The organism is Paenibacillus endoradicis, assembly GCF_024721975.1.
The window spans coordinates 717,950-741,932 of the sequence record NZ_JANQBB010000002.1 but is presented as its reverse complement, the minus strand read 5'-3'; the positions used below and the strand labels follow the sequence as shown (position 1 = coordinate 741,932).

21 protein-coding genes are annotated in these 23,983 nt (G+C 37.4%); 18 read left to right on the top strand and 3 right to left on the bottom strand.

Going from position 1 to position 23,983, the window contains the following annotated elements:
* The first annotated feature begins 15 nt into the window (after positions 1-15).
* The 7 genes from NV377_RS09315 to NV377_RS09285 all read left to right on the top strand — a co-directional run bounded on the left by NV377_RS09315 (position 16) and on the right by NV377_RS09285 (position 7,266).
* Positions 16-609 carry a YdeI/OmpD-associated family protein gene (locus NV377_RS09315; protein ID WP_258200923.1) on the top strand — a complete coding sequence of 198 codons (594 nt, stop codon included), beginning with the start codon at positions 16-18 and terminating at the stop codon, positions 607-609.
* 297 nt (positions 610-906) lie between these two features.
* Positions 907-1,599 (top strand): response regulator transcription factor, encoded by a 693-nt coding sequence (locus NV377_RS09310; protein ID WP_258200922.1) that lies wholly within the window; start codon positions 907-909, stop codon positions 1,597-1,599.
* Positions 1,577-3,814, top strand: a complete 2,238-nt coding sequence (locus NV377_RS09305) for a sensor histidine kinase (RefSeq protein WP_258200921.1) — start codon at positions 1,577-1,579, stop codon at positions 3,812-3,814. The genes NV377_RS09310 and NV377_RS09305 overlap by 23 nt, the downstream gene beginning before the upstream one ends.
* 414 nt (positions 3,815-4,228) lie before the next feature.
* Positions 4,229-4,936 carry a DNA alkylation repair protein gene (locus tag NV377_RS09300; RefSeq protein ID WP_258200920.1) on the top strand — a complete coding sequence of 236 codons (708 nt, stop codon included), beginning with the start codon at positions 4,229-4,231 and terminating at the stop codon, positions 4,934-4,936.
* Between the two features lie 34 nt (positions 4,937-4,970).
* Positions 4,971-5,933, top strand: a complete 963-nt coding sequence (locus NV377_RS09295; protein ID WP_258200919.1) for a helix-turn-helix transcriptional regulator — start codon at positions 4,971-4,973, stop codon at positions 5,931-5,933.
* A 113-nt stretch (positions 5,934-6,046) separates the two neighbouring features.
* On the top strand, positions 6,047-6,673 hold the full coding sequence (locus NV377_RS09290) for a type 1 glutamine amidotransferase family protein (protein WP_258200918.1): 627 nt from the start codon (positions 6,047-6,049) through the stop codon (positions 6,671-6,673).
* Between the two features lie 68 nt (positions 6,674-6,741).
* Entirely contained in the window at positions 6,742-7,266 is a 525-nt protein-coding gene (locus NV377_RS09285) for a VOC family protein (protein WP_258200917.1), read from the top strand.
* A 206-nt stretch (positions 7,267-7,472) separates the two neighbouring features.
* On the opposite strand, the gene NV377_RS09280 is transcribed toward NV377_RS09285, so the two are convergent.
* Positions 7,473-8,039, bottom strand: a complete 567-nt coding sequence (locus NV377_RS09280; RefSeq protein ID WP_258200916.1) for a TetR/AcrR family transcriptional regulator — start codon at positions 8,037-8,039, stop codon at positions 7,473-7,475.
* A gap of 196 nt (positions 8,040-8,235) precedes the next feature.
* On the opposite strand from NV377_RS09280, the gene lpdA reads away from it, so the two are divergent.
* The 7 genes from lpdA to NV377_RS09245 all read left to right on the top strand — a co-directional run bounded on the left by lpdA (position 8,236) and on the right by NV377_RS09245 (position 15,699).
* Positions 8,236-9,624, top strand: coding sequence for a dihydrolipoyl dehydrogenase (gene lpdA / locus NV377_RS09275; protein ID WP_258200915.1), 1,389 nt, complete (start codon positions 8,236-8,238; stop codon positions 9,622-9,624).
* 45 nt (positions 9,625-9,669) lie between these two features.
* The gene (locus NV377_RS09270) at positions 9,670-10,302 is read left to right on the top strand and encodes a biotin/lipoyl-containing protein (RefSeq protein ID WP_258200914.1); all 633 of its coding nucleotides are present in this window, start codon (positions 9,670-9,672) and stop codon (positions 10,300-10,302) included.
* Positions 10,286-11,431: an ABC transporter permease gene (locus NV377_RS09265; protein ID WP_258200913.1), complete on the top strand. Its 1,146-nt coding sequence runs from the start codon at positions 10,286-10,288 to the stop codon at positions 11,429-11,431. The genes NV377_RS09270 and NV377_RS09265 overlap by 17 nt, the downstream gene beginning before the upstream one ends.
* 104 nt (positions 11,432-11,535) lie before the next feature.
* Positions 11,536-12,348 carry a DUF4097 family beta strand repeat-containing protein gene (locus tag NV377_RS09260; RefSeq protein ID WP_258200912.1) on the top strand — a complete coding sequence of 271 codons (813 nt, stop codon included), beginning with the start codon at positions 11,536-11,538 and terminating at the stop codon, positions 12,346-12,348.
* Positions 12,349-12,517: 169 nt separating this feature from the next.
* Positions 12,518-13,396, top strand: coding sequence for an alpha/beta fold hydrolase (locus tag NV377_RS09255; RefSeq protein WP_258200911.1), 879 nt, complete (start codon positions 12,518-12,520; stop codon positions 13,394-13,396).
* Between the two features lie 82 nt (positions 13,397-13,478).
* Positions 13,479-13,850 carry a BlaI/MecI/CopY family transcriptional regulator gene (locus NV377_RS09250; protein WP_258200910.1) on the top strand — a complete coding sequence of 124 codons (372 nt, stop codon included), beginning with the start codon at positions 13,479-13,481 and terminating at the stop codon, positions 13,848-13,850.
* A complete protein-coding gene (locus NV377_RS09245) occupies positions 13,843-15,699 on the top strand; it encodes a M56 family metallopeptidase (protein WP_258200909.1) in 1,857 nt (618 codons plus the stop codon). Before NV377_RS09250 ends, NV377_RS09245 begins: the two co-directional genes overlap by 8 nt.
* A gap of 204 nt (positions 15,700-15,903) precedes the next feature.
* Here the strand turns inward: NV377_RS09245 and NV377_RS09240 are convergent, their stop codons facing one another.
* A complete protein-coding gene (locus NV377_RS09240; RefSeq protein ID WP_258200908.1) occupies positions 15,904-19,008 on the bottom strand; it encodes a hybrid sensor histidine kinase/response regulator in 3,105 nt (1,034 codons plus the stop codon).
* 124 nt (positions 19,009-19,132) lie between these two features.
* On the bottom strand, positions 19,133-20,080 hold the full coding sequence (locus NV377_RS09235) for a helix-turn-helix transcriptional regulator (protein WP_258200907.1): 948 nt from the start codon (positions 20,078-20,080) through the stop codon (positions 19,133-19,135).
* A gap of 119 nt (positions 20,081-20,199) precedes the next feature.
* Here NV377_RS09235 and NV377_RS09230 point away from each other — a divergent pair, with 119 nt between their 5' ends.
* From NV377_RS09230 to NV377_RS09215, 4 genes are all read left to right on the top strand, one after another.
* Positions 20,200-20,649, top strand: a complete 450-nt coding sequence (locus NV377_RS09230) for a VOC family protein (RefSeq protein WP_258201159.1) — start codon at positions 20,200-20,202, stop codon at positions 20,647-20,649.
* 244 nt (positions 20,650-20,893) lie between these two features.
* Positions 20,894-22,006, top strand: a complete 1,113-nt coding sequence (locus NV377_RS09225; protein WP_258200906.1) for a helix-turn-helix domain-containing protein — start codon at positions 20,894-20,896, stop codon at positions 22,004-22,006.
* Between the two features lie 112 nt (positions 22,007-22,118).
* Positions 22,119-23,102, top strand: coding sequence for an ABC transporter substrate-binding protein (locus NV377_RS09220; protein ID WP_258200905.1), 984 nt, complete (start codon positions 22,119-22,121; stop codon positions 23,100-23,102).
* Positions 23,099-23,905, top strand: coding sequence for an alpha/beta hydrolase (locus tag NV377_RS09215; RefSeq protein ID WP_258200904.1), 807 nt, complete (start codon positions 23,099-23,101; stop codon positions 23,903-23,905). The genes NV377_RS09220 and NV377_RS09215 overlap by 4 nt, the downstream gene beginning before the upstream one ends.
* The last annotated feature ends 78 nt before the right edge of the window (positions 23,906-23,983 follow it).

Here is a 23,983-nt window from a genome sequence, read left to right as displayed (position 1 = left end):
GAGGGATGTTTCTTAATGACAAATAGTAGACTGAATATTAAAGTTGATGAATTTTTAAGTAAGTCTAAAAAGTGGAAGAATGAATACGAGAAATTAAGAAATATCGTTCTTGACTGTGAATTAACCGAAGAATATAAATGGATGCATCCCTGTTACACGTTGCACAATAAAAATATTGTGTTAATCCATGGATTTAAAGATTACTGTGCGCTTCTGTTCCACAAAGGTGCCTTGTTAAAAGATACAAATGGTATTTTAATCCAACAAACGGAAAATGTACAAGCGGCGAGACAGATTAGGTTCACCAATGTTGAAGAAATAGTTGAAATGGAGTCCATCTTGAAAGCCTATATTAATGAAGCGATTGAAGTTGAAAAAGCTGGGTTGGAAGTGAAATTAAAAGAGACTAAAGAATACACAATTCCTGAAGAATTTCAACATAAATTAGATGAAATCCCTGCCTTAAAAACAGCTTTTGAAGCATTGACCCCTGGTCGGCAAAGAGCATACATTTATAATTTTTCTCAACCTAAACAATCAAAAACTAGAGTCTCTAGGGTTGAAAAATATATGCAGCAAATTTTAGATGGAAAAGGATTAGATGATTAATAAACGTATGCTAAATGTTGGTCCAGGTCTTTCATTAGACATAGAGTAGTAGTTTTGTATTACTTGGATACGGTAGGTACTGTTGGTTCAGTATCTGCCGTATCTTTTTCTTTTTTCTGTGCTGCCAACGCCTCACAAGCGTGCCATAATAGACTTTCACAGAGCTATGATTATGTCTAAGTAGACGAATAACTACAAAAATATTAAGAATGTCTTCATAATTATCGTAAACTAATGTTAAGATTTACCGTTTACAATTAAAATATGTAAGAAGGCTATTGGAATGGAGGGTGAGATATGGATCATTTTTTTGTACTAGTTGTTGATGACGATAAAGAAATACGTGACGTTATTGAAATCTATTTGAAAAATGAAGGAGTTACCGTATTAAAAGCAAAGGATGGAATTGAAGCTTTAGAAATAGTAAATGAACACCAAATTCATCTCATTATATTAGACATAATGATGCCCAAGATGGATGGGATCTCTACTACATATAAAATTCGTGAAAACAAAAATATTCCGATCATTATGTTGAGTGCAAAAAGTGAGGATGCGGATAAGATACTAGGTTTACATATGGGTGCTGATGACTATGTCACAAAACCATTTAATCCAATGGAGCTTGTTGCAAGGGTGAAATCCCAGTTGAGAAGATACGTTACTTTAGGTACTTATGAAGGTATTAATAAAATAATTGATCTAAATGGACTTACTCTAGATCAATCAGCAAAGGCAGTCACGGTTCATGGTGGACCCGTAAAGCTAACTCCAATTGAATATAAAATAGTTGAACTTCTTATGACCAACGCAGGGCGGGTGTTCTCGATTACTGAAATCTATGAACGAGTATGGAAGGAGCCCTGCTATAACGCTGAAAATACGGTAGCCGTCCATATTAGAAAAATTCGAGAGAAAATTGAAATAGATGCGAAAAATCCAAGATACTTAAAGGTGGTATGGGGAATTGGGTACAAAATGGAAAAGTAGAGTTGTCTGGACAGTGATGTTTACTTTTGGCATAAGTGGGATACTATCATTTTTAACGTTAGGTAGTAGTTACGTTCATAAGGACTATTTTCAGACTCCTGAATTTCAATCCGAGCTCCAGCAATTCGCAAACAATTTGAACAGATTTGAGTTAAACAGTATTACATTGGAACAAGCGAAAAGGTCGATCACGGTGGCAGAATATGAAATTAATAATTACCGAAATCAGTTTGGAGATGAAACATACCAAATCGATAACGTAAATGCTGAGTTTGAATCCCTTATTCTGGAAGCGTTGGCAATGGACGACCAAGCGGCAGCGGATATCTATACTGCGGAAAGAGACCAAAAAATAGAGGGAATAAAGAAAATGTTTGCGAATGACGATGATGCAAAAGCGCAGATAATAGCTAGAAAAGAACAGATTTTGAGAGAGTATTATCAGGAGCAAGAGTATTATCGTCCAGATTATTTGATATACAAGGAAACATTCCAATACTTATTTAAAAACAAAGTGACCGGTAAATCGTATACAAATCTGCAAAACTCAGGAGGACAGTTTGATAACGACTTGTTGTTTATCACAAGTTATTCTATACCTAAGGAATATTCGATGAATGGTAGCATTCCAGCAATATCTGACGAACTGGCGAATTCATTTATCCCATTTGAAGGTCAGATTGTGGTACCTAAATTTTTACCATCATCAAACCCAGTTATGATCGAATACGAACGGTACAAGCAGAAGCAAATTATCTGGTTAGTATATATTTTAACAAGTATTGGTACTCTAATACTATGTTTGTATCTGAAAAAAGCAAGAGGTATACCTGCGGAAAATGAAGCATGGAGGCTCTATTATAACAAGTTTTCGATTGATGCCAGAGTAATGTTGTTCACTCTAACAGCAATTGGTGCCATTATTTTCCCACTTTTAATGAATGAACAAATCTTTTATGACATCGAAAATTTATTTGTTTATAGCTCCAATGTAATTAGTTATTTGGCAATCGCATCGATTTGTTGGGGGTTTTCGCTTATTCAGGGGAAATTTCTTATTGCATCATTTAAGGATCAGGAAAACGTTAGAAATGAATGGGATAAGGCACTACTTAAGAGGGCTGGCCGGCAAATAAAGTCGATGCTTGGCAGAGTGGGTAGAGGCTTGAGGTCATTTTCTAGCAAAGTAAAGTGTAGCCTGAGAGATGCTTTTTTGAATAAGAGTCTAGGTATGCAGTTGTTTTTCATTTTAGTGGCGGTATTTGGTTTAGGGATAGCAGTGATCATGATTGTCATAGATCCCGTTTTTATTATTATCTATCTTATTTTGCTTGCGCTTATTGGGCTTCCATTAGTAATGATTTTGATCAAAAGCATAGGATATTTTAACCTGATTTTAATAAAAACGAATGAAGTGGCTGTTGGAAATCTTGGGCAGGATCTAGCAGTGTCGGGCAAATCTGTTCTAGCTAATCTTGCTAGCAATATCAACATGTTAAAACATGGGGTAAAAACGTCACAGAACGAACAGGCAAAGAGCGAACGCTTAAAAACGGAATTAATTACAAATGTAAGTCATGATTTACGGACACCGTTAACTTCAATTATTACTTATACCGATCTATTGAAAATGGAAGGAATAACGAATGAGGATAGAGCAGCCTATCTCGAAATAATTGATAGAAAATCAAAACGGCTAAAAGTGTTAATAGATGATTTATTTGAAGTTTCAAAAATGGCGAGTGGGAATCTAGAATTGAAAATGGAAAAGGTTGATCTTGTTCAGCTGTTACAGCAGACACTTGCCGAACATGATAACACGATTAATGACTCTAGTCTTCAATTCCGGATTACATACGCTGAAATGCCAGTTTTCGCTTTTGTCGATGGAAATAAGTTATGGCGTGTCTTTGACAACCTAATTGAAAATGTGCTTAAGTATTCCCTAGATAACTCCCGTGTGTATATTATGGTGGGAACGAACAACCATCAGGCGACAGTTACGTTTAAGAATGTATCTAAATTTGAACTTAGCGAAAATATAGATGAGCTATTTGAGAGGTTCAAACGTGGAGATACATCCAGGCAAACTGAAGGTTCTGGACTTGGACTTGCTATTGCCAAATCAATCGTGGACCTTCACGAAGGCAGTCTTAATATTGAAACGGAAGGTGACTTATTTAAAGTCAGTATTTCTCTAAAACTTGTGGTATAGCTGGAGACAAAATTGTACTTCGTTAAGTTACGATACCCACTACGCTAGTACCTATTTACTTCATTTATCACTTACTGGTTCTTGTTTATTGATCCTTAACGCAGCACAACTAGTTCGGTTGCAGTACAATAATGATGTGTTATCTTACTACTTTCCTTACTAAGAGCTTTACCATATGAAGTGACCCCAATTGTTAGCTCATATCTTACAATTAGGGTCACTTTACTTATGATCAGGCTTTTGATTTATCTGAAAATGTATATCAAGCGTAGATGAATTTATTTTATATGAAGAAATTCAAGAAATATATTAAGTGATTAGCATTTGTAATTGGTCTCCAAAAGAGATAAATTTGATAATACAAGTACAAGCAATCTTAGGAATCATTTTGAAGCAGAGAAAGGAGCATTAAATATGGATTTAGAAATGGTTATGCAGGAACTTGAAGCTTTAGGCAAGGAACGAACCAAAAAAATTTACCAATCCAATGGAGCACATGAACCTCTTTTTGGAGTTGCTACAGGTGTAATGAAGCCTATTTTCAAAAAAACAAAAATTAATCAACCGTTGGCGGAGCAGCTTTACGCTACGGGTAACTATGATGCCATGTATTTTGCTGGAATAATTGCAGATCCACAGGCGATGACTGAAGCGGATTTTGAGCGTTGGATTGATGGAGCTTATTTTTATATGCTGTCCGATTTTGTAGTTGCCGTTACTTTGGCAGAAGCAAATATTGCGCAAGAAGTTGCAGATAAATGGATAGCAAGTGGTGAAGAACTAAAAATGTCAGCAGGGTGGAGCTGTTATTGTTGGCTATTGGGTAATCGCCCAGATAGTGAATTTTCCGAAAGCAAAATAGCCAATATGCTTCAAATAGTGGAAAGCACGATACACGATGCTCCTGAACGAGCAAAATATGCAATGAATAATTTTATATACACAGTAGGAGTTTCTTATGTGCCTCTTCATAATATGGCGGTTGAAACTGCGAAGGTAGTAGGTCCTGTAGCAGTGAAACAGGATAAGAAAAAAGACAATTATTTGATCGCTTCGGAACGAATTCAAAAGTTCGTAGATAAAGGCGATCCTGGTTTTAAACGCAAACATGTAAGATGTTAATATTGAGTTATTATAGAAGCTGAGGGCTCATGATATGCCAAAAAACGATAATATGCTGGCAATTCTTTGGATGCTGAATTCGGGTGTAAAAGTTACTGCACAGCAACTAGCTGAAAAGTTAGAAGTAAATATAAGGACAGTTTATCGGTATATTGATGGACTATGTGCTAGTGGAGTGCCTATAATATCCGACACAGGTCATAACGGCGGATATAGCTTGCTTAATAATTATATTAGAGCACCTTTGTTATTTGATATAGAAGAAAAAAAGGCACTCCTTCATGCTGCTATTTTTGCAAAAGAAGCCGGGTACCCTTTGAATGAGGCATTAGACAATGCAACGTCAAAATTAAAAATGTATTCGAACGAGGAGCAGGGAAGTATACTTAGTCGTCATTTAGCCGGATTTGAAGTGATAAACAGTAGGGGATCTTCTTCAGTTCATCCGGTGTTGGTAAAATTGGAACAGTCTATAGCAAACCAATTTTCTGTAGAAATTGATTATCGTACAAATCGTGAAGAACAATCGAAGAATCGGTTGATAGAGCCCTATGGAATGGTTTACTGGAACAATAAATGGTATACTGTTGCATTTTGCCACCTAAGGAATGAAACTCGTAGCTTTCGAGTAGATCGGATTCTACAAATTAACCAAACTCAAATAATATTTAATCGTCCTAAAGACTTTTCTCCCCGTGAATTTTTTATGCAAAATCTGTTACCTGATTTAGTGGGTAAGGATGGATTAATTTCTTTAATTATCGGAGGCAGATCAGAGGCATTGGATGACTTATGCCTACATTGGTTTCTGGGTCATTATTTGGAAGAGCGAACATCAAATCAAGCCATCTTTTTACTTGATGAAAGATCTATTCATGCCTACGTCCCTTATATTCTACTTTCCTATGGGAAAACGATTCAAGTAACAGAACCACAGAGTTTGAAGGAAAAACTAGTTGCTGTTACATCGGAGTTAATAGAATATTATCAACTTTAATAGCTTCACTGACAGTAGATGTCAGTGAAGCTATTTTATAATAAAGATAATCATTGATTACTGATGAATGCAGAGTGTCATTTGATGAGTTGTAAAATAAGGAGAAGTTGCGAATGAATAAGGTGTATCTGTATGTTTTTGATACAATGGCTGATTGGGAAATAGGTTACTTAACTGCCGAACTGAACTCGGGAAGATATTATAAAAAGGGGCTTACCCCATCAAAAATAGTTACTGTAGGAGTTGATAAGACACCTGTAACTACAATGGGTGGATTAAAAATACAGCCTGACATTAAACTGGAGGACTGCGACATTGAAGGTATAGGTACATTGATTTTACCTGGCGGAAATACATGGACAGAAACCATCCATCAACCCATTTTAACAATCACCCGGAAGTGTTTAATGGAAGGTGTGTTGGTAGCAGCGATTTGTGGAGCCACACTTGGACTTGCCCAGGCAGGATTGTTGAATTCACGACCGCATACAAGCAATGATCTGGAATACCTTAAAATGAGCTGTCCAACTTACACGGGAGAAAAGTATTACAAAATGGACTCTGTTGTAACGGATGGAAAACTGATCACTGCATCTGGAGTGGCTCCGCTAGAATTTTCTGTTCATGTATTGAAAGCGCTGGAGGTATTCTCTTCTGAAACATTAGATGCTTGGTATAGACTCAATAAGACTCATGAATCCCAATATTTCTATGAGTTAATGAATTCAATAGCCGATTAACAAGACCATAAGAGCAAAAGGTATAAGCATAGAATTGATATGTTATGTTTTTTAAAGGAGGAGTAAAAGTGACTGAAAACAAAAAATATACTGCAGTGTCAGGTAAATACACAAAGAATGGAACACCCAACGGCTTTACATCGCTTACCCCATTTATAACAGTGAAAAAACCTTCTGAAGCAATAGAGTTCTATAAACTTGTTTTCAATGCAAGGGTTAAGGATATTACTGAATATCCTGATGGAAATGGCAATAAAATAATTGTTCATGCGGAATTAGATTTTGGAAATGGTTTTTTGCAACTGGGAGCAGCGAATCCAGCATATAAATTGGCTTTACCGCCAGATGGAGACAATGCGTGTTATTCTTTAGGAGTCTACGTAATGAATGTTGATGAAGTATTTGAAAACGCGGTAGCAAGAGGAGCAAAAGTAAGAGAACCCGTGGCAAGTTTTGTTTCAGGTGATCGATTCGGAAGTATATTAGATCCTTTTGGAGTAAGATGGTCTATTATGACTAGGATTGAAGATTTGTCAGAAGAAGAAAGTAGTCGGAGAGTTGCTGAATGGGCTAAAAGCATTAGTGGAGAATAAATGAAGTAACAGTTTTAATAAAAAGTGTTATAAGAGATAATTTGCTGAAATGGTGTAATAGAAATGCTGCCTGATATCATCTTAATCTCAAACAGAAAAAACACGCCATTGCTGGCGTGTTTTTTCTGTTTGAGAGCAGGATATTATGGATCGAATAGACTACAAAGTTACAAATAGTATAAGGACTTATGCTCAAATCATTTATGTTAGTTAATAACCAGCTCTTTGGCATGCTTCTTGCCTGTTGAGAGAATATTATTACTCAGTTCTGGATCATTAACAGTACGTGCAAGCATAAGAGAGCCAACCATGGTACTGAACAGCGCGCTACCTTTGGACACGTCAATCTCTGCCAGATTGGAAATGAAATCAATCATCCGCTCCAGTTCAAGCGTAAATACTTGGCGAACTTCCTCTGTAGAACGGGATATTTCACTAGAAAGAGCAGGAATAATGCAGCCCATCTCCGTTATGTCGCGGTGATACGGACTTAAATAATAATCAATGACAGTATTGATTTTGGGGTTCTGCTTCTCGTCATCAGCGACTTTTTGCAGAAGTGCAATCGTATCGCTGATAGCATAGCGACAAGTTTCGGCGACGAGCTGTTCTTTATTGTCAAAGTGTGAATAAAAACCACCATGAGTCAATCCGGCCCCCTTCATGATGAACGGAACACTTACATCTTGAATACCCTTGGTGCGAAAAGCCTGGGCAGCACTTTCAATGATCTTATTCCGAACTTTTATCTTATGGCCTTTGGGATACGGCATTGTAATCACTCCACAACTTCATAATTCTACTTTCAAAATATTATAAGCGTCATAATTAAACATGTCAATTTAGCGATCCGTTAACTGTTAGCTCAAGAAAGGATAAAACATGGATGTTGACGTTTCTAAAATATGATGGTTATAATATATTACGATCATCATATTTTAAAATTGCATCAACTGGAGGTATTAGGATATGAGTAAGTTTGAATCCGTAGAAACTTTGGTCATTGGATCAGGTCCGGGAGGTTATGTGGCGGCACTGCGATCCGCACAGCTTGGTATGAAGACAGCGATTGTAGAACGTAGTCAGCTTGGTGGAGTCTGCACACATGTAGGTTGCATTCCTTCTAAAGCATTAATTGCAGAATCGCACCGCTATAATTTGCTCAGGCAGTTCAATATTACAGATGCGGTAGAGTCATTTAAGAATGCTCAGCATTTCAAGCGGGGGATTGTGAATAAGCAGGAGGGCGGAGTTAGTTATTTATTAAAGACTGCGGGAGTAACTGTTCTGGAAGGCGAAGCTAGTTTCATTGATGAACATACAGCAATTATTAATCAGGCTGGAAACGAACATACTATTTCATTTAAGTACGCCATACTGGCAACGGGATCTCGTCCCATTGAGCTACAAGCATTTCCTGTTGGCGGACGTATTTTGTCTTCCACAGAGGCTCTGTCTCTCCCTGAGATTCCGTCCAGTCTAGTAGTTATAGGCGGTGGATATATCGGTGTCGAACTGGGACAAATGTATGCCAAGTTTGGAACAAAGGTAACGATAGTGGAGGGAGGAGAACAAGTACTACCTGGATTCGAGGCAGATCTTGTGGTCCCTGTTGTTAAGCAGTTAAAGTCTGATGGTATTAACATTATTACCGGAGCTATAGCTCAGAATATAGTGCACAATGTGGATTCAATTACACTACATTACAAGAAAAATCATGAGCAAAATCATATTACAGCGGAATATGTGCTAGTTACTATCGGCAGAAAACCAAATACTGACGGTCAGTTAGGATTAGAGCGTATAGGCTTACAAGTAGCAAGCAGAGGATTGATCGCTACGGATCTCCAGTGTAGAACCGCTATTCCGCATATTTTTGCAATTGGAGATATTACTGCTGGTCCAGCACTTGCGCACAAGGCATCCTATGAAGCCAAAATAGCGGCAGAAGCCATTGCAGGCCATGCTTCCGAGGTTGATTATAAAGCTATTCCGCTTGTAGTTTTTTCTAATCCAGAGTTGGCCAGTGTTGGCTTAAATGAAACAGAAGCAAAGACAAAAGCCATTCCGATTGTTATTGGCAAAGCTACTTTTGTGGTCAACGGAAGAGCATTAGCATTGAGGGAAAGCGAAGGGTTTGTCAAGATTGTAGCGGACCCGATGTCAGGGATAGTGATTGGTGCACAAATCGTTGGTGTTGATGCATCAACACTCATATCGGAGCTAACACTTGCTATCGAGATGGGGGCAACTGTGGAGGACTTAGCTATGACGATTCACCCTCACCCAACATTGGGAGAGGTGATTATGGAGGCTGCCGAAAACGCGGTCAGAAAAATGATGATGAAAAGTAAATAAGAGCAGTACTAACATTAAGAGAACGGGAATGGGAGAGATTGAAGGATGAAGATAAAGGCTGGAATTTATATCGGGATGGCAATAGCGCTGATCGTTGGAGGTTCGCTTCTTACTGTTAAAGGAAAGGATGCTGTCAGTCAGGCTGAGAGTAGGAAACAAGGTATTCTTGAAGCGGAACAAACAACAATAATTTATAAGGAGAATCCAGCATTAATTGTAAAGGTCGGTGTGGCAGTAGGCGATTTTATAAAAGAGGGAGATTTACTTTTCAAAGTTCAATCAGCTGAAGAAGGAGAAAAGGATGTATTGTCTCCGGATGATGGATTGATCAACAGAATTGTTGTAAAGCAGGGGGATCAAGTAAAACAAGGAGCAGCGATGGCGATGCTGCAAAAAACCAACTATTATGCAGATCTTTATATACAGGAAAGTGAAATTCAAAAGCTTGAGCTTAATCAAAAGATTGATGTTCATTTTCCATATTTGGATCACCCAATACAAGTGAGTGGTGTTGTTACTTCGATCTCAGTGGCTCCTCAATTTGCGAGTTTGCGTATGACACGTGAGAAAGGGCAAGCTGATTTAAGTATGTTTTCTGTTAGAATATCTATCGATTCAAATGCTGATTTGCTTCCAGGGATGACAGCGGAGGTGAAACTTAATGAACTCACTGATTGACGAGTGGAAGTACGTATTGGGAAGTAAGTATGTTCGCCTGATTTTTATCGGTCCACTTGTCGCAGCCTTATTTTTTGGCTTAATGTTTTCGAAAAACCAAATCATCGAATCGCCAGTTGTTGTCATTGATGAGGATCATAGCTCATATTCAAGGCAGCTGATCAATACAATAAATGCTTCTCCGAATATGAACGTCACAAATGTATACTCCAGTCGTCAGAACCCAGAAATATTACTGGCAAATGAGCAGGCTGTAGCCGTCATCATACTTCCAAAAGAGTTAGAGCTACGTCAGCAGCAGGGACTATCGACGAATATCGGTATCTTAATGGATAACACGATGCCTTCAGGGCTAACCGGAATTCGAACTGCGATTCAGGAAGTTATTCAAACAGAAAATATGACCCTTTCGATGACACGTCTAGTTCAAAAAGGAATGGATGCCGAAACGTCTAAAGGGCTTGTTACTCCGTTGTCTCTTCAACAAAGAATGGTATTTAATCCGACTTCAAGTTATGTGAGTTTTATGGTACTTGGATTTGTTAATATTGTGGTTTTGATGATTACAACAAGTGCAGCTGGCTCTATTGCTCCTCGCTTACGGCAAGAAGGGAAACTCTTTGCAAACGGAAAATCTCCTTTGCAACTTTGGATTCGCAGTGTCCCTTACGCGGTCTTGACCTCCCTTTCGTTACTTCTATGCTATGGATTATTAAAGCAGGTTTGGGGGATGCGGTTTGAATCAGAGCCTTATCTTTTTATTATTCCACTGCTTGTTTATGCTTTTGCTTTGTCCCTGATGGGCATACTAATCGGCTATTCCGCCAAAGAACAGTCTAAAGTTAATTTACGAACCAATTTCTTAGTGTATCCGTCTTTTCTTGCTACTGGAATTCAACTAACTCCACTTGCATTTCCGGAGCCCTTTCAAATATCCGCATGGGTATTACCAATGAACTGGCTTAACCGCCTCATACGTGGGATGGCCTTTCGGGATGGACAGTTAAATTACTACAGTCAAGAAATGGGTGCACTTCTAATCATTATTGGTGTTGTGTCTTTATTAATCGGCTTACTGGTACTAAGGGAATCATGGAAAGAAAGATTACTTCAGCCGAGAACTGCTTGAGTACCCGTCTAAAGTCTAGCTATGATCTGGCCGAGGGTCTGTTTTGCTTTTTCTAATTCATGATATAATATAGAAAAATATGGTTGGAAATAGGAGAAGAGATCATGAGATCATATCAAACAATAAGTAGGTTAATAGTGATTGTACTACTGGCAGTGGGAATGACAGGTTGCAGTTCATTTACGACAAACGTTGGCAATGTTGTCATCGGTGAAGGTTCTGGTTCGGGCGAACTTATTAGCTTACAAAAAGAGTCATTCAAGGTTGATGATTTTGATAAGATTCACGTTAAAGCGGAAGCAATGGCAATATTCATAACAAAAAGCAAAACTGATGATGCAGAAGTGGAATTACTGGTAGATGATAAGATCGAAAGCAAATTTACATTAGAAGCTTCGATTAATTCTAGTAAATTAGATATTAATGTAAAGGAAAAAGAAAAGGGCGGGAGCATTATCAATGACACTAGAGGTGAAAGGAAGTTGAATATCTCGTTGCCTGATAAACTGTATAATCAATTGACTATCAATAATAATTTTGGATTAGTAGATGTTCATGATGTGAATGCGGAGAACTTAGATATAAGTGTTGATGCGGGTTCCATTCAGCTTACAAGTGTAGTTGGAGAAATGAATCTTGAAGTAGATGCTGGTCAGATAGTAGTTGAAGGATTTAGTCTCGAAAACGATTTGACTGCAAAAACGGATGCAGGAGCAATCAGAATTAATCTGAACGAATCTCCAACGTCAGCTGAAATCAAACTAGTTAGCGAAGTTGGTTCAGTGTCGTCGAATTTAGAAGGACTTGACTATAGCGTTAACTCATCTAATAAAAAGGTAGGAACAATTGGATCAGATGGTTATCGAATAAATGCATCTACATCTATAGGGGACATTCAAGTAAATTTACAAAAATGATAAATTAGATTGCGTTTCTATTAAACCGTTTAATGGGGAAAGTCTCTGTTGAACGGTTTTTTTATAAATTCTATTGTTAGTAACACAGCTATATCAAATTACACTGATAATACTTATTACTAGTTATTACTGTTAATGACAAAAGAAAAACGTGGAGTGTGGATGTTCAATGGGATCTATCTTTAGGAACGATGAAGTTGAAAGAGAGTACTACCATTGTTACGAGAGAAGTTTAGCAATGTTTGAAATGAATTTCACATCTCTTATAATTCCTACATCATTCGGAGAAACACATGTGCTTTGCTTCGGTGATACGAATAAGAAACCGTTGTTGCTTCTTCATGGAATGACTATGAGCAGTATGATGTGGTATCCCAATATGAAACAATTGGTTCAAGAGCGTTCCGTGTATGCTATTGATGTAATAGGTGATTTTGGAAAGAGCAAGCCTGAAAAGGCTATAAAAAGTAGGAAGGACGCACAACTGTGGTTACTTGAAGTATTAAACGGTCTACAATTCGAAAAAGTAGACTTAGCAGGACACTCAATGGGCGGATTTTTATCTTTGAATTTTGCTCTGGCTTATCCAAAACGATTGTCCAAACTGTTGCTTTATGCCCCTGCCGGGTCTTTTCATAGAATAAGTCCAAAATTTTTCATGAAGGTTTATCCGGCGCTATTGTTTCATACAGATAAGTCAATCGACAATGCATTTAAGTGGTTTTCAGGCAAGGGGGAGATCCTACCTCCTGTATTTCGCTCTCTAGTTATCGCAGGTTATCGCCATGCGAAACCGCTTATGCAAGTGATGCCCTCCGTATTTTCCAAAGAAGAATTTCACAGTTACCAGATTTCTACTTTGCTCCTTATAGGAGACAAAGAAGTAATATACCCCGCGAAAAAGGCAATAGCAAACGCAAAAAACTGGATTCCAAATCTTGAGACTCATTTAATCACTGGAGCTAGTCATTCTCTAACTATGGAGGATGCCGAAATCGTAAACAAAATAACTCTTAATTTTCTTCATAATCAAGGTACAGATTGTTAATAAATAATATTCTTGATTTTCGCTTCTACAAGTTGTATTATAATAAACAAGTTGTAGAAACGAAAGGAGGAGTAATGATAATATGCAAATAACTAATGCTGAAATGGAAATTATGCAAATCATATGGAAAAGTGAAAGAAGAATGACCACAAAGGAGATTATGGAGCTATTGCCGGACAAAAAAACGACGACAATTCTCACGCTTGCCGGCAGGTTATTAGACAAAGGGGCATTACAATCTGTTAAGTTAGGGCGTTCGCATGCTCATGAATATTGGGCAGCCATAAGTAAAGAGGAATATCAAAAAATGCAAACACAGAGCTTCGTGCGCTCCATACATAATGGCTCTGCAAAAAGTTTGATTAGTGCATTGTTTAAGGACGAGAATTTAACGAAGAAGGACATCGAAGAACTACGGGAATTTATTAATAACGAGGCGGATGATCATGATTAAGTGGTTACTAATGACCTCGATTTCTGGAAGTATCGCGACTTTGTTACTTATTTTGTTAAGAACGAGATTGGCCGCGAAATACGGTGGACGCTGGTATTATTGTGTCTGTTTGGTAGCGCTGTTGCTATTTATAATCCCATTGTCCGTCAATGTGCCTGTGATTCAACCGGACCTTTCCTTCTTTGAAGAGAGGATAAATACAGAGCCAAGCGCTGTAGAGTTGACGACTACTGCGGTCGGGACGTCAACGCCAGAACAACTTGCATATCCCATTGTATCAACTGAAAATCTTGTTTTCCCTCATTTAACCTTAGAACAGTTGATCATCGGAATATGGTTATGTGGTTTTTTCATTATGATGTATCGTTACTTTTTCAGTTATTTCCGATTTAAAAAGCAAGTGATTCACGCTTGCCCAATCGACAGTATGGAAAATTTGAAAGTGGTAGTAAGCGATTATGTACACTCTCCTATGATCATTGGATTTTTCAAGCCTCTTATTGTTATTCCTAATACAGAAATGAATTCTGACGACTATAAATTGGCATTACAACATGAATGGATTCACTACAAGCAAAGAGATATCTGGTTTAAGCTACTTGCGGTATTAGTCAACAGTTTGCATTGGTTCAATCCAGTGTCTTATGTAGCTTTGTCTAATATAGGCGAGGCCTGTGAATATTCCGTAGATGAGAAAATAACAAAAGGATTGAAGACAGCGGAAAAGAAGCGATATAGTGAGATGATTCTACATTTTGCTTCATCAATATCACCCGTTCTGAACAGCAGCTTGGCCCTACATAAAAAACAACTATACAGGAGGTTTGCGCTCATTATGAAACGGAAAAACGATAGCAGGCGAATGTTCATGGGAACTCTTATTGTGATTTTAATCGTAGCAGTTTCAGTCTTCTCATCATCCGTCGTGTTTGCAAAATCGTCCACACCACTTACAGAATCTAGCGGTGGTATTAGAACTTATTATAATTATGTAAATAGTATGGAAGAAAATGTGCAAAGAACGCTCGGAATTAAGTCTTCGACATCCCCAATAAGTTGGAGTGTTACTTCGGGAGATTTGTATATCGATGCTGACGGACGAAAGATTGATAACCACAACCGTACGGAACCTTACTATAAAGTAGTTCAACATTGGCAGGACAAAGAAACTGCTGTTGCCAACATGACAAACAAAACTTTATCGATAGCAGGACAGACAGTAACGGTTGCTGTGAGCGACCAAGCAAAGGCTTATATTGACGACAAGGTCATTAAAAAAATGATTATTAACCAAATTAATTTTGAATTGACGACTTACCAGAGCAAAAATAATAATTACGATCATCAGGCGTTTATCAACGAGCTTATTAAGCGAGGAGCTTATGTTATTGAGGACGTTGTGACCCCAGAACAGTTTACATTCAACTTATCCAAGTTACCAAATGGCGGTGTTGTCGGCACGAAACAGTTAACTTCATATGACACGAAGGTTAAAAACATGAACATTTTTAACGGAAAAGCTAAACTTCCCAAAACTATTAATAACGGTGAAGGCAATCAAGGGCTACAGCTTGGAAACGCATTTGTCATGAAGAACGGCGAAACATTAGCAATCGATATCAAGGAAACGACAGATAAAATGCCAACGATAAGTTTAGCGGTCGTGGATAAGATAACTGGTGAGTTAGTGTTCTGGAATCCAGTTGTAAACAGTGGTGAAAGAATTATCTTTACTCCTGGAGAAAATGAAGTAAACCATTCCTTTAAGGTTTTGGCAAGCGGAGAGGAAAAAGATAATGCGAGTATAGAGATTTTTACTTATAAGACTGGAGAAGCGAAAACATTTTGAATCTATTGATTGGATGATGTAAGGAGATATTAAATTCTCCGAATGTTGTTCAAGTAACGCTTATAGTTGTGATGTATTGACGGAAATCGTAAAGAGGGGTAAGTGGCCCCTCTTTTTGTTATCTAATGCAATTCTCTAAGGTAACTTATCATTTCTTTAATAGCATAGAATCCAAGGGATTCACAGTAAAGTAAGACGGACTTTCTATCTACTGTCCGGAATGATAAACGACACCGTTGTTCCTTCATTGGGTTTACTGAATATAGATAACCCTCGACCATACAATTGTATCAATCGTCTATTCGTATTGGACAGACCAATTCCGCCCTTCCCCTTCATTGTTGGAGTCAACAGCTGATTCACTTTTTCTTCGTCCATTCCTTTGCCGTTATCACGTACTTCAATAAGCGTGGAATTGTCCAGACGAACAACTCGGATATATACCGTAACTCCTTTGTTCTGATTGATCAGACCGTGCTTGACAGCATTTTCAATTAGCGGCTGCAGTGAAAGCGGAGGGAGAAGCAAGCTAATGTTGGATTCAACCTCCCATACGATAGATAACCTTTCCTCGAAACGCACTTTTTCAATATATAAATATGATTCGACAAGCTCGAGTTCATGAGAAAGCTCGACCAGTTCTCCAGTATTCAAAAAATTAAAGCTGATCCGTAAAAATGATGCAAATGAATCACTTAGATTTCGCATCTTTTCCGTATCGATATCGCTAAGTGCCATGATTGAATTAAGCGTGTTGAATAAAAAATGAGGATGAATCTGTGCCTGAAGATAGGCGGCTTCCATACGCAAACGTTGATTTATAGATTGCTTCAGCGTAATTAGTGCACTAATTCGGTATCTAAGCTCTAGTGCGTCTACTGGCTTTGTAACATAATCGTTGGCTCCCGATGAAAATCCGGTGTAGATGTCAGCAGGCTGACTACGTGCTGTAAGCAGCAGAATCGGAAGCTCAGATACTGAGTAATTCTCTCTTACTCTCTGCGTCAACTCATAGCCAGACATATGTGGCAGCATGACATCGGCAATGAGCAGATCCCACTGTTGTGTGCCTAACAAGGCAAACACTTCGTGGGCTGAATGTGCTGTTGTGATGTTATACTGCTCAGTAGAAAGTATGCTAACAAGCACTTTCAAGTTGACGGTATTGTCATCCACTACAAGAATATTCGCCTTCCCCTCATTCATAAGTGGTGGAATTAGTAAGGAGTCCTCAGCTTCAACCATTGCCGGAAAAAACAATCCGGAGACTTCAACTTCACTTTCATCCATTAGTTGGTGTGGATGGCTTGGCAGTTGCGACAATGGAAGATTCGCCACGCTCGCTAATGGCAGATCAAAACTGAATATGGAGCCCTTGCCTAGTTCGGAGTCAACCTTCAATGCGCCACCATGTAAACTCACTAACTGCTTGCAAATACTTAAGCCAAGTCCGATGCCTTTCCCATCACTTACTCCATAAGTTCCTTGCTCATAGGGAAGAAACACTCGCGCTTTCGTTTGCTCATTCATGCCGACACCCGTATCGGAGATATGAATGATGGCATGCCCATCCCGAGTCTCGGTAGAAACCGAGATGGTTCCTTCTTCAGTATACTTAATGGCGTTATGCAATAGATTATACAAAATTTGTATTAATCTCTTCTCATCGGCCATTACTGGCGGGAACGATTGTGCGATATTAAGATGAAATTGAATAGATTTTCCTTCTGTCATAAATTTTAGCATAGTAATTACGCCAGGAATGATCGATTGAATCTTTACGGGTTCTTGTTGCAAGACAATCCGGTGTTCCTTAAGCCGTGCGACATCGAGAAGATCCTCAAGCATATACGACATGCGGCGACTAATTGATATAAGTAGTTCCATATCTTTAACGCTTTGCTTATTCATCTTCTCATTTTCTTTTGTAACAACAGTTTGAGCGATATTCATAATACCGTGTAGTGGTGTTCTCAGTTCGTGTGATGTATTGGCGAGAAATTGATCTTTCAGTTTATCAGATTTCTTTAACTGATCGTTTAGCAACTCATTCTCCATAGAATTCCGAAAGTATTTCTTAAACCAATAGGTCGAAAATCCGATAAAGGTCGCGATGATATCGATTGGATAATAGACGGGTACATTTCCAAATATAATCCACGACAGATTGGATATTATGCTTGCGGCTGCTAACAGCAAGAAGATGACGTCATTGTCGGATTGTTTCTTGAAGATCATTGTTCCTACTATATAAATAAACCATATGTATGGAATCATACTAAACGCAATAAATATATTAGAATCAAACACTCCATTTACAAATGAAGAGGGTGCTAACAATAGTACTCCTGTAGTTGTAAAAAGTGCTAATGTGTATAATCGTAGCCATACATTTGGTGAAGAAACCCCAGATAATCTTCTAAATATAATAAGAATGAAAAAGTTTTGCCACAGATACGAGACCAGCCTGATCTTTACCGCCCATGAATAATTAATGGGAATCCATTCCAGGAGCAAATTATCATATCTACTTACTATTAAAATTCCAACGGTCAGTGTTAACAGACTCATAATCAACAAGGCACGATCTTTAGGATTGAGTAAGTAGAGAATACAAGCATATATCCCATGAAGCATTAAAATAATAAACGTAACGAGTTGAAATAGAATGGAATCCCAACGCATCTTATCAATCGATTCCTGAGTACCGAAGAGAATGGAGCGCGTAATCCCACCGTCATTAGGGTCGTCGAAGTTGGCAACGCGAATAAGTAATTCTATTTCAGTTGTCCTTTCAACAGAATGGAGAGCGGTGTAAGAGACATTCTTGGGTGTGTATTCATTTACGTTTGAAGCAGGTATGCCACTACCACGCGAGACTACGCCATTAATTTCTATTTCCGATGAAGCTTGAATTCCTTGAATCCAGAATGCAACAGGTTGTTTCAATGGATCGATTAAAATCGTCAGTCGATACGTTCCGTACCCGTATGAGGAATCCGAATCCTTATTCAACACGTCTCCCCAGTCTCCTGGAACTTGAATATTGCGGGAGTGTTCAACCTTCGATTGTATATCCTGACTTGAAATTAATTTTTCAGGGTAGAATTTCCATTGGCCGTTCAAATAGAATGAAGAGGAGTTCTCCAAATCCAAATCGCGCATGTCTAGTACGCCATTGACGACGCGAGGGGACGCTGCTGTAGAAAAAAATTCGGACCAAGCCCAACGCAGTCCGAGGAGAACGCCGAAAAATAATGTAATGATGACTATATATTTATAAGAAGCTTTGTTTATTAATTTCATCATACCAAGTAATTTAACACAAAATGCGTGTATTCCTTTCTTATTCCAGCGATGAATGTAGATTAGTATAAGTGCTTCAGTAAATATCGCGACTAGTTTTAAATTTAAACTCAGCATCGATGCTAGTTTATAAGTTTTGATAGTGATTTAATAGATTTTTCACTTTATCTTGAATAATTTGTTTTAATGATTCTGGCTTCACTGATATAACAAAATGACCATACCTCATGAAATAGTTAGCTATAAACTCTTCTTCTCCTAGAGTATAGAATCCTTTTATCACTGTTTTATTATTAATCTCTAGTTGCATAGAAGGATAATGTTCCTTATAAAAAATATCCTTTGCTTGATCTACAATCTCTACTTGAAAATTAATACTGTTCCCAGATTGATATATTTCTAATGATCGTTCAAGGAGTTCATCTATTAAAAAGCGAGAATTGGTTTCCTCTTCTTCAATTTCTTCAATAAAGGTTATTCTATCACATCTAAACACTCTATATTTATTCGTATGTAGCTCTATTCCTGCAGCATACCATTGACCGAACTTAGCGGAAATTTTGAAAAACTGAACATGGTAACTTTTTTTCTGGTTATTCTTTACATATTGAATGTTACAGAAACTCTCGCTAATAATACTTTTAAGGATTTTATCTAAAAAAACACTAACATTATTATGCGGATATACTTCAAATTGAAGCACTTTTTTCATTTTATGAATCTGCTCTATTTGCATTATAGAAAGGCAGTTTTCAAATTTTTCATTTAATTTATTAACGCTTAAATGAAATGGTGTTGATTGATAAGATTGTAACGTCAACATCGCAAAATACAGTGCGTACACTTCATCTAGAGTGAAAATAATAGGTGATAACAATCTGTTTTTTAAGATACCATACCGTCCGTGTCTGCCATGTTCCGAAAATATAGGCATACCTAATTGTTCCAATGAACTAATATCGCGAAGAGCAGTGCTTTTTGAAATATTATATTTATTCATTAGGTCAATTAGATTAAAGTACTCTCGACCGTTCAAATATCTGATCATGTCATTTAATCGTTCTGATTTTTGCATAGTAATCCCCTTAAAAGGTGTCGTGATTTGATATCTTTTTATATGATAATAAGTTTAAGGTAATAAATCAAATGTATAAGTACTTACCTAAAATCAATGAATAAAAGGAGAATAATATGATGAGTACAACATTAGAAATAGCTATTTTCTTGTCGATGAATGGAAGAGCACATGAGGCAATAAATTTTTACGAAAAACATTTTAATGCAGAGCAATTGTTACTTGTGACCTATCAAGACATCGCAAAACGTGATAGCTCAATCCAGCTTACTGATGAAAATAAAAATTACATTTCTCACTCTGTCTTATTAATCGGAAAAACTAAAATAATGATAGCGGAAGATACGATGAATATTAGTGAAAAGTATGCAGTTGGGAATAACACATCATTATGTATTCAAAGTGCTGACTTAGCTGAAATTGAACATTTTTATAGTAGCTTAATTACTGATGAGCGAGTGAAGATTATAGCACCTTTATCTAATAATGTGTTTAGCAAAGCATACGGCATTATTGAAGACCCATTCGGTATACAAATTCAATTAATGTTTGATGACAGATTACGGTGAACGATTCGTGCTTTCAAATTTTAGAATATATTAGCGGGATTAGTATAGAGGGGCGATTTGCCCCTCTTTTTGCTATTCATCTCAATGAGATAAAGTATCTTATCCCTTCTCTATCTGCTTACAACTCAACCGATTCATATAGTTGCTTGTTTTATAAAAGGAAAGTATAATTGATAATCATTATCAATTGGCGAAAATTAATAAACAAGCTGAATGTTTATAGAGGCAGTAAAGAGGTGACGAGATGCAAAAACAGTTTCATAAAACAGATTTAAGTGAAGTTAGACAGTATATAGAAGAGAATTTCACGAAGCAATTATCTTTAGGGCATTTAGCAGACATTACTGGTCTTAGCTCCAGTTACTTTTCATCGGCGTTCAAACAAGCATATCATCAAAGTCCAATGGAGTTTGTTACACAGTTACGTATTCAAAAGGCTAAACAACTATTACAAAATGAAGATGTTCGGATGAAGTTTATAGCTGAAGCGGTTGGATATAGTGATGAATTTTATTTTAGTCGAGTGTTCAAAAAGGTTGAAGGTGTGCCACCTACAATATATAGTGGTCAGCAAAAGTCTCATATTGGAGTTGTTACAGGTAATATGATGGGATATTTACATGCAGCTGGACTGGTACCATTTGCTGCACCATTAAGTGCAAAATGGACACCATACTACTTTAATTTGTGGAAGGAACAAATAGAGCATAAGATTTCACTAATTAACAATAAAAATTATTGTAATCTAAATGAGCTATTTCAATTGCAATTCGATCTTCTTATATCCCCAAGAGATTTACCATCAGAAATGGTAAAACTGATGGAGGATCATTTTCCTATTTATTGGTTAGATGATAAGAAAAATTGCTTAATGGTATTAACTGAGCTTGCCGTTTTATTAAATAGAAAAAAAGAAGCAGAACAGTGGATCACGCAATATAAAACGCGATTAGAGGAGATTCGTGGACAATTAGGTTGGATAGCTAATCAACCTAAAGTTCTAATTATACGAATCTATCAAAGCCACATATTTGCTTATTGTAATACAGGCATACAGCATCTTATATATCAAGATTTAGGAGCAGTAGCTAGCTATGAACATTCTGGAACGTATAATGAAGAAATTACATTAGATGAGCTAGCAATAATGAATGTAGATAAGCTATTTACTATTATATGCCCCGATGATGAATCACGAGCAACATGGCATCATCTGCAAAGAAATATCGGATTTAAACAATTAGAGGCTGTAAAAGATCAACAAACATATGTGATACATTCGGACCCATGGTTTGAGTATTCTCCCATTGCATTAAGACGAATGCTAGAGGAAGTTGCGTTTATGATGATACCTTAAAATTGTACATGACTAACCATCATATATTACATGGTTAATATGTCATATCTCTTATATAATAACGAATGAGAATGATTATTAATGAGAAAATACGAAAGAGGGATTGTCAATTATGAAAGGGTTTAATGTGAAGAGATTAAGTTTTGTTGTCATTGTTGGTATATTGTCCGTTCTACTAACAGCTTGTGGAAGTAATAATGAAGCAAATCAGCCAGCGACGGTTACACCAGTTACAACAAGTGAATTGAATAAGGAAGAAGTTATTAGAGAACCATTCGTAGTAACCGATCAAGTAGGCAATGAGGTATCAATTCCAGGGTCAGTAGATAAGGTGTACGCACCTGGCTTAGAGGATTACTTAGTAACACTGGGCGTAACTCCAGTAGCTCAATGGTCAACTGGTACAAGCCCTCAACAATATTTACAGGATGCGCTGAGTGGCGTACAAGAAATTAGCTTTGCTAATGGAGTGCCTTCTCCAGAAACTGTAGTAGATTTAGAGCCAGAGTTAATTTTATTCCCTACAGCTTTTTATGCACAAAATGGTGTCCATGAAAACTATTCGCAGATTGCTTCAACTTACGTGTTTGAAAATGCACTTGGTAACGTAGTAGAAGCAACAGAGACGATTGCACAATTATTAGGCTTAGAGGAAAAGGCAACAGAAGCTATTTCTGCTTACAATACTAAGTTAGAATCAACAAAAGCACAGTTAGCTAGCATTACTGCCGGTAAAAAAGCTATTTATATTAATGCCAATGCTCGTGCAATCTTTTTAGTAGGTAACTTCCATTACGGGGGTTATGTATTAAGTGAGCTGGGATTTGCTCAAAGTGCACTTGTAGAGGGTCAATCCTCTGCTAATATTTCATTAGAAATGATATCAGATCTAGAAGCTGATTATATTTTTATTAACGACAACGACGGTCTTGGAGATGCCTTCCTATCAGAAATTAAAAATAGCCCACTATGGAGTGCTCTACCTGCAGTCCAATCTGGTCAAGTGTTTGAGGTAAAAGGTGATCACTGGAGATCAAGTGGATTAATTGCTTATGAAAAAACGATGGATGATATCGTGGAGTTTTTACAACCGTGATCATTAAGCCGTACACTAAGCCCAATTATGAAACGATGCTAATTACGAATACAGTAAATGATTTAGATTATGAAATTTTCATTGCAAAACCTTTTGATGAACCTGCAAAGGATGGCTATGGTGTTATCTACGTACTAGATGGTAATGGACTATTTGAAACAGCTGCTGAAATTACTCGATTACTGACGCGGAAACCTAAAGGATATCATTCAGCTATTGTTGTTGGTATTGGTTATCCTGGTGGAGAAGCATTTGATACAGAGCGTCGAATGTATGATTTAACAATGCCAGCTGAGTTAGAAAATTTACCACAGCGCCCAAATGGGGAGCCTTGGCCTAATCTAGGGGGAGCAGATGAACTGATTTCATTTTTTGAGAATGAATTAATGCCGACCATTGAACAGCAATACGTAATAGATAAGCATAAGCAAGCATTGTTTGGTCATTCATTGGGAGGATTATTTGTCCTTCATACTTTATATACACACTCATCATTATTTTCACATTATATTGCAAGTAGTGCATCAATATGGTGGAATCATCAAGCAATATTAAATGAGTATGAAGCATTTAAATGCCAGTTGTTAAAGAACGATTTAAGTAATGCACTCAAAACGCTTATGATTGTTGGTGGAGATGAGCTTGAGTATATGGTTAAGGATAGCTTGGATTTATGCACAAGCATGATGTCGTTACACGGTCCAAACTTTGAAGTAAGCTGGGCACTGCTTGAGCATGAGGAGCATGTTAGTGTAATATCTGGCTCTATAAGTCGAGCAGTTAAATTTCTGCTTACAACTTAATCCGATTTAAGTAGACATCATATTCGTTGTGCACCTGAGCTAGCCCTTGGCTGGCTCTTTTTGCAAAGTGAAGGGAAA

Excerpts from the sequence above, each read along its gene's own strand:
- NV377_RS09260 (WP_258200912.1), top strand. The coding sequence starts at position 11,536 with ATGAGATCATATCAAACAATAAGTAGGTTAATAGTGATTGTACTACTG.
- NV377_RS09295 (WP_258200919.1), top strand. The coding sequence starts at position 4,971 with ATGCCAAAAAACGATAATATGCTGGCAATTCTTTGGATGCTGAATTCG.
- NV377_RS09255 (WP_258200911.1), top strand. The coding sequence starts at position 12,518 with ATGGGATCTATCTTTAGGAACGATGAAGTTGAAAGAGAGTACTACCAT.
- NV377_RS09265 (WP_258200913.1), top strand. The coding sequence starts at position 10,286 with ATGAACTCACTGATTGACGAGTGGAAGTACGTATTGGGAAGTAAGTAT.
- NV377_RS09235 (WP_258200907.1), bottom strand. The coding sequence starts at position 20,080 with ATGCAAAAATCAGAACGATTAAATGACATGATCAGATATTTGAACGGT.
- NV377_RS09270 (WP_258200914.1), top strand. The coding sequence starts at position 9,670 with ATGAAGATAAAGGCTGGAATTTATATCGGGATGGCAATAGCGCTGATC.
- NV377_RS09315 (WP_258200923.1), top strand. The coding sequence starts at position 16 with ATGACAAATAGTAGACTGAATATTAAAGTTGATGAATTTTTAAGTAAG.
- NV377_RS09310 (WP_258200922.1), top strand. The coding sequence starts at position 907 with ATGGATCATTTTTTTGTACTAGTTGTTGATGACGATAAAGAAATACGT.
- NV377_RS09220 (WP_258200905.1), top strand. The coding sequence starts at position 22,119 with ATGAAAGGGTTTAATGTGAAGAGATTAAGTTTTGTTGTCATTGTTGGT.
- NV377_RS09250 (WP_258200910.1), top strand. The coding sequence starts at position 13,479 with ATGCAAATAACTAATGCTGAAATGGAAATTATGCAAATCATATGGAAA.
- NV377_RS09225 (WP_258200906.1), top strand. The coding sequence starts at position 20,894 with ATGCAAAAACAGTTTCATAAAACAGATTTAAGTGAAGTTAGACAGTAT.
- NV377_RS09240 (WP_258200908.1), bottom strand. The coding sequence starts at position 19,008 with ATGATGAAATTAATAAACAAAGCTTCTTATAAATATATAGTCATCATT.
- NV377_RS09230 (WP_258201159.1), top strand. The coding sequence starts at position 20,200 with ATGAGTACAACATTAGAAATAGCTATTTTCTTGTCGATGAATGGAAGA.
- lpdA (WP_258200915.1), top strand. The coding sequence starts at position 8,236 with ATGAGTAAGTTTGAATCCGTAGAAACTTTGGTCATTGGATCAGGTCCG.
- NV377_RS09300 (WP_258200920.1), top strand. The coding sequence starts at position 4,229 with ATGGATTTAGAAATGGTTATGCAGGAACTTGAAGCTTTAGGCAAGGAA.
- NV377_RS09290 (WP_258200918.1), top strand. The coding sequence starts at position 6,047 with ATGAATAAGGTGTATCTGTATGTTTTTGATACAATGGCTGATTGGGAA.
- NV377_RS09280 (WP_258200916.1), bottom strand. The coding sequence starts at position 8,039 with ATGCCGTATCCCAAAGGCCATAAGATAAAAGTTCGGAATAAGATCATT.
- NV377_RS09245 (WP_258200909.1), top strand. The coding sequence starts at position 13,843 with ATGATTAAGTGGTTACTAATGACCTCGATTTCTGGAAGTATCGCGACT.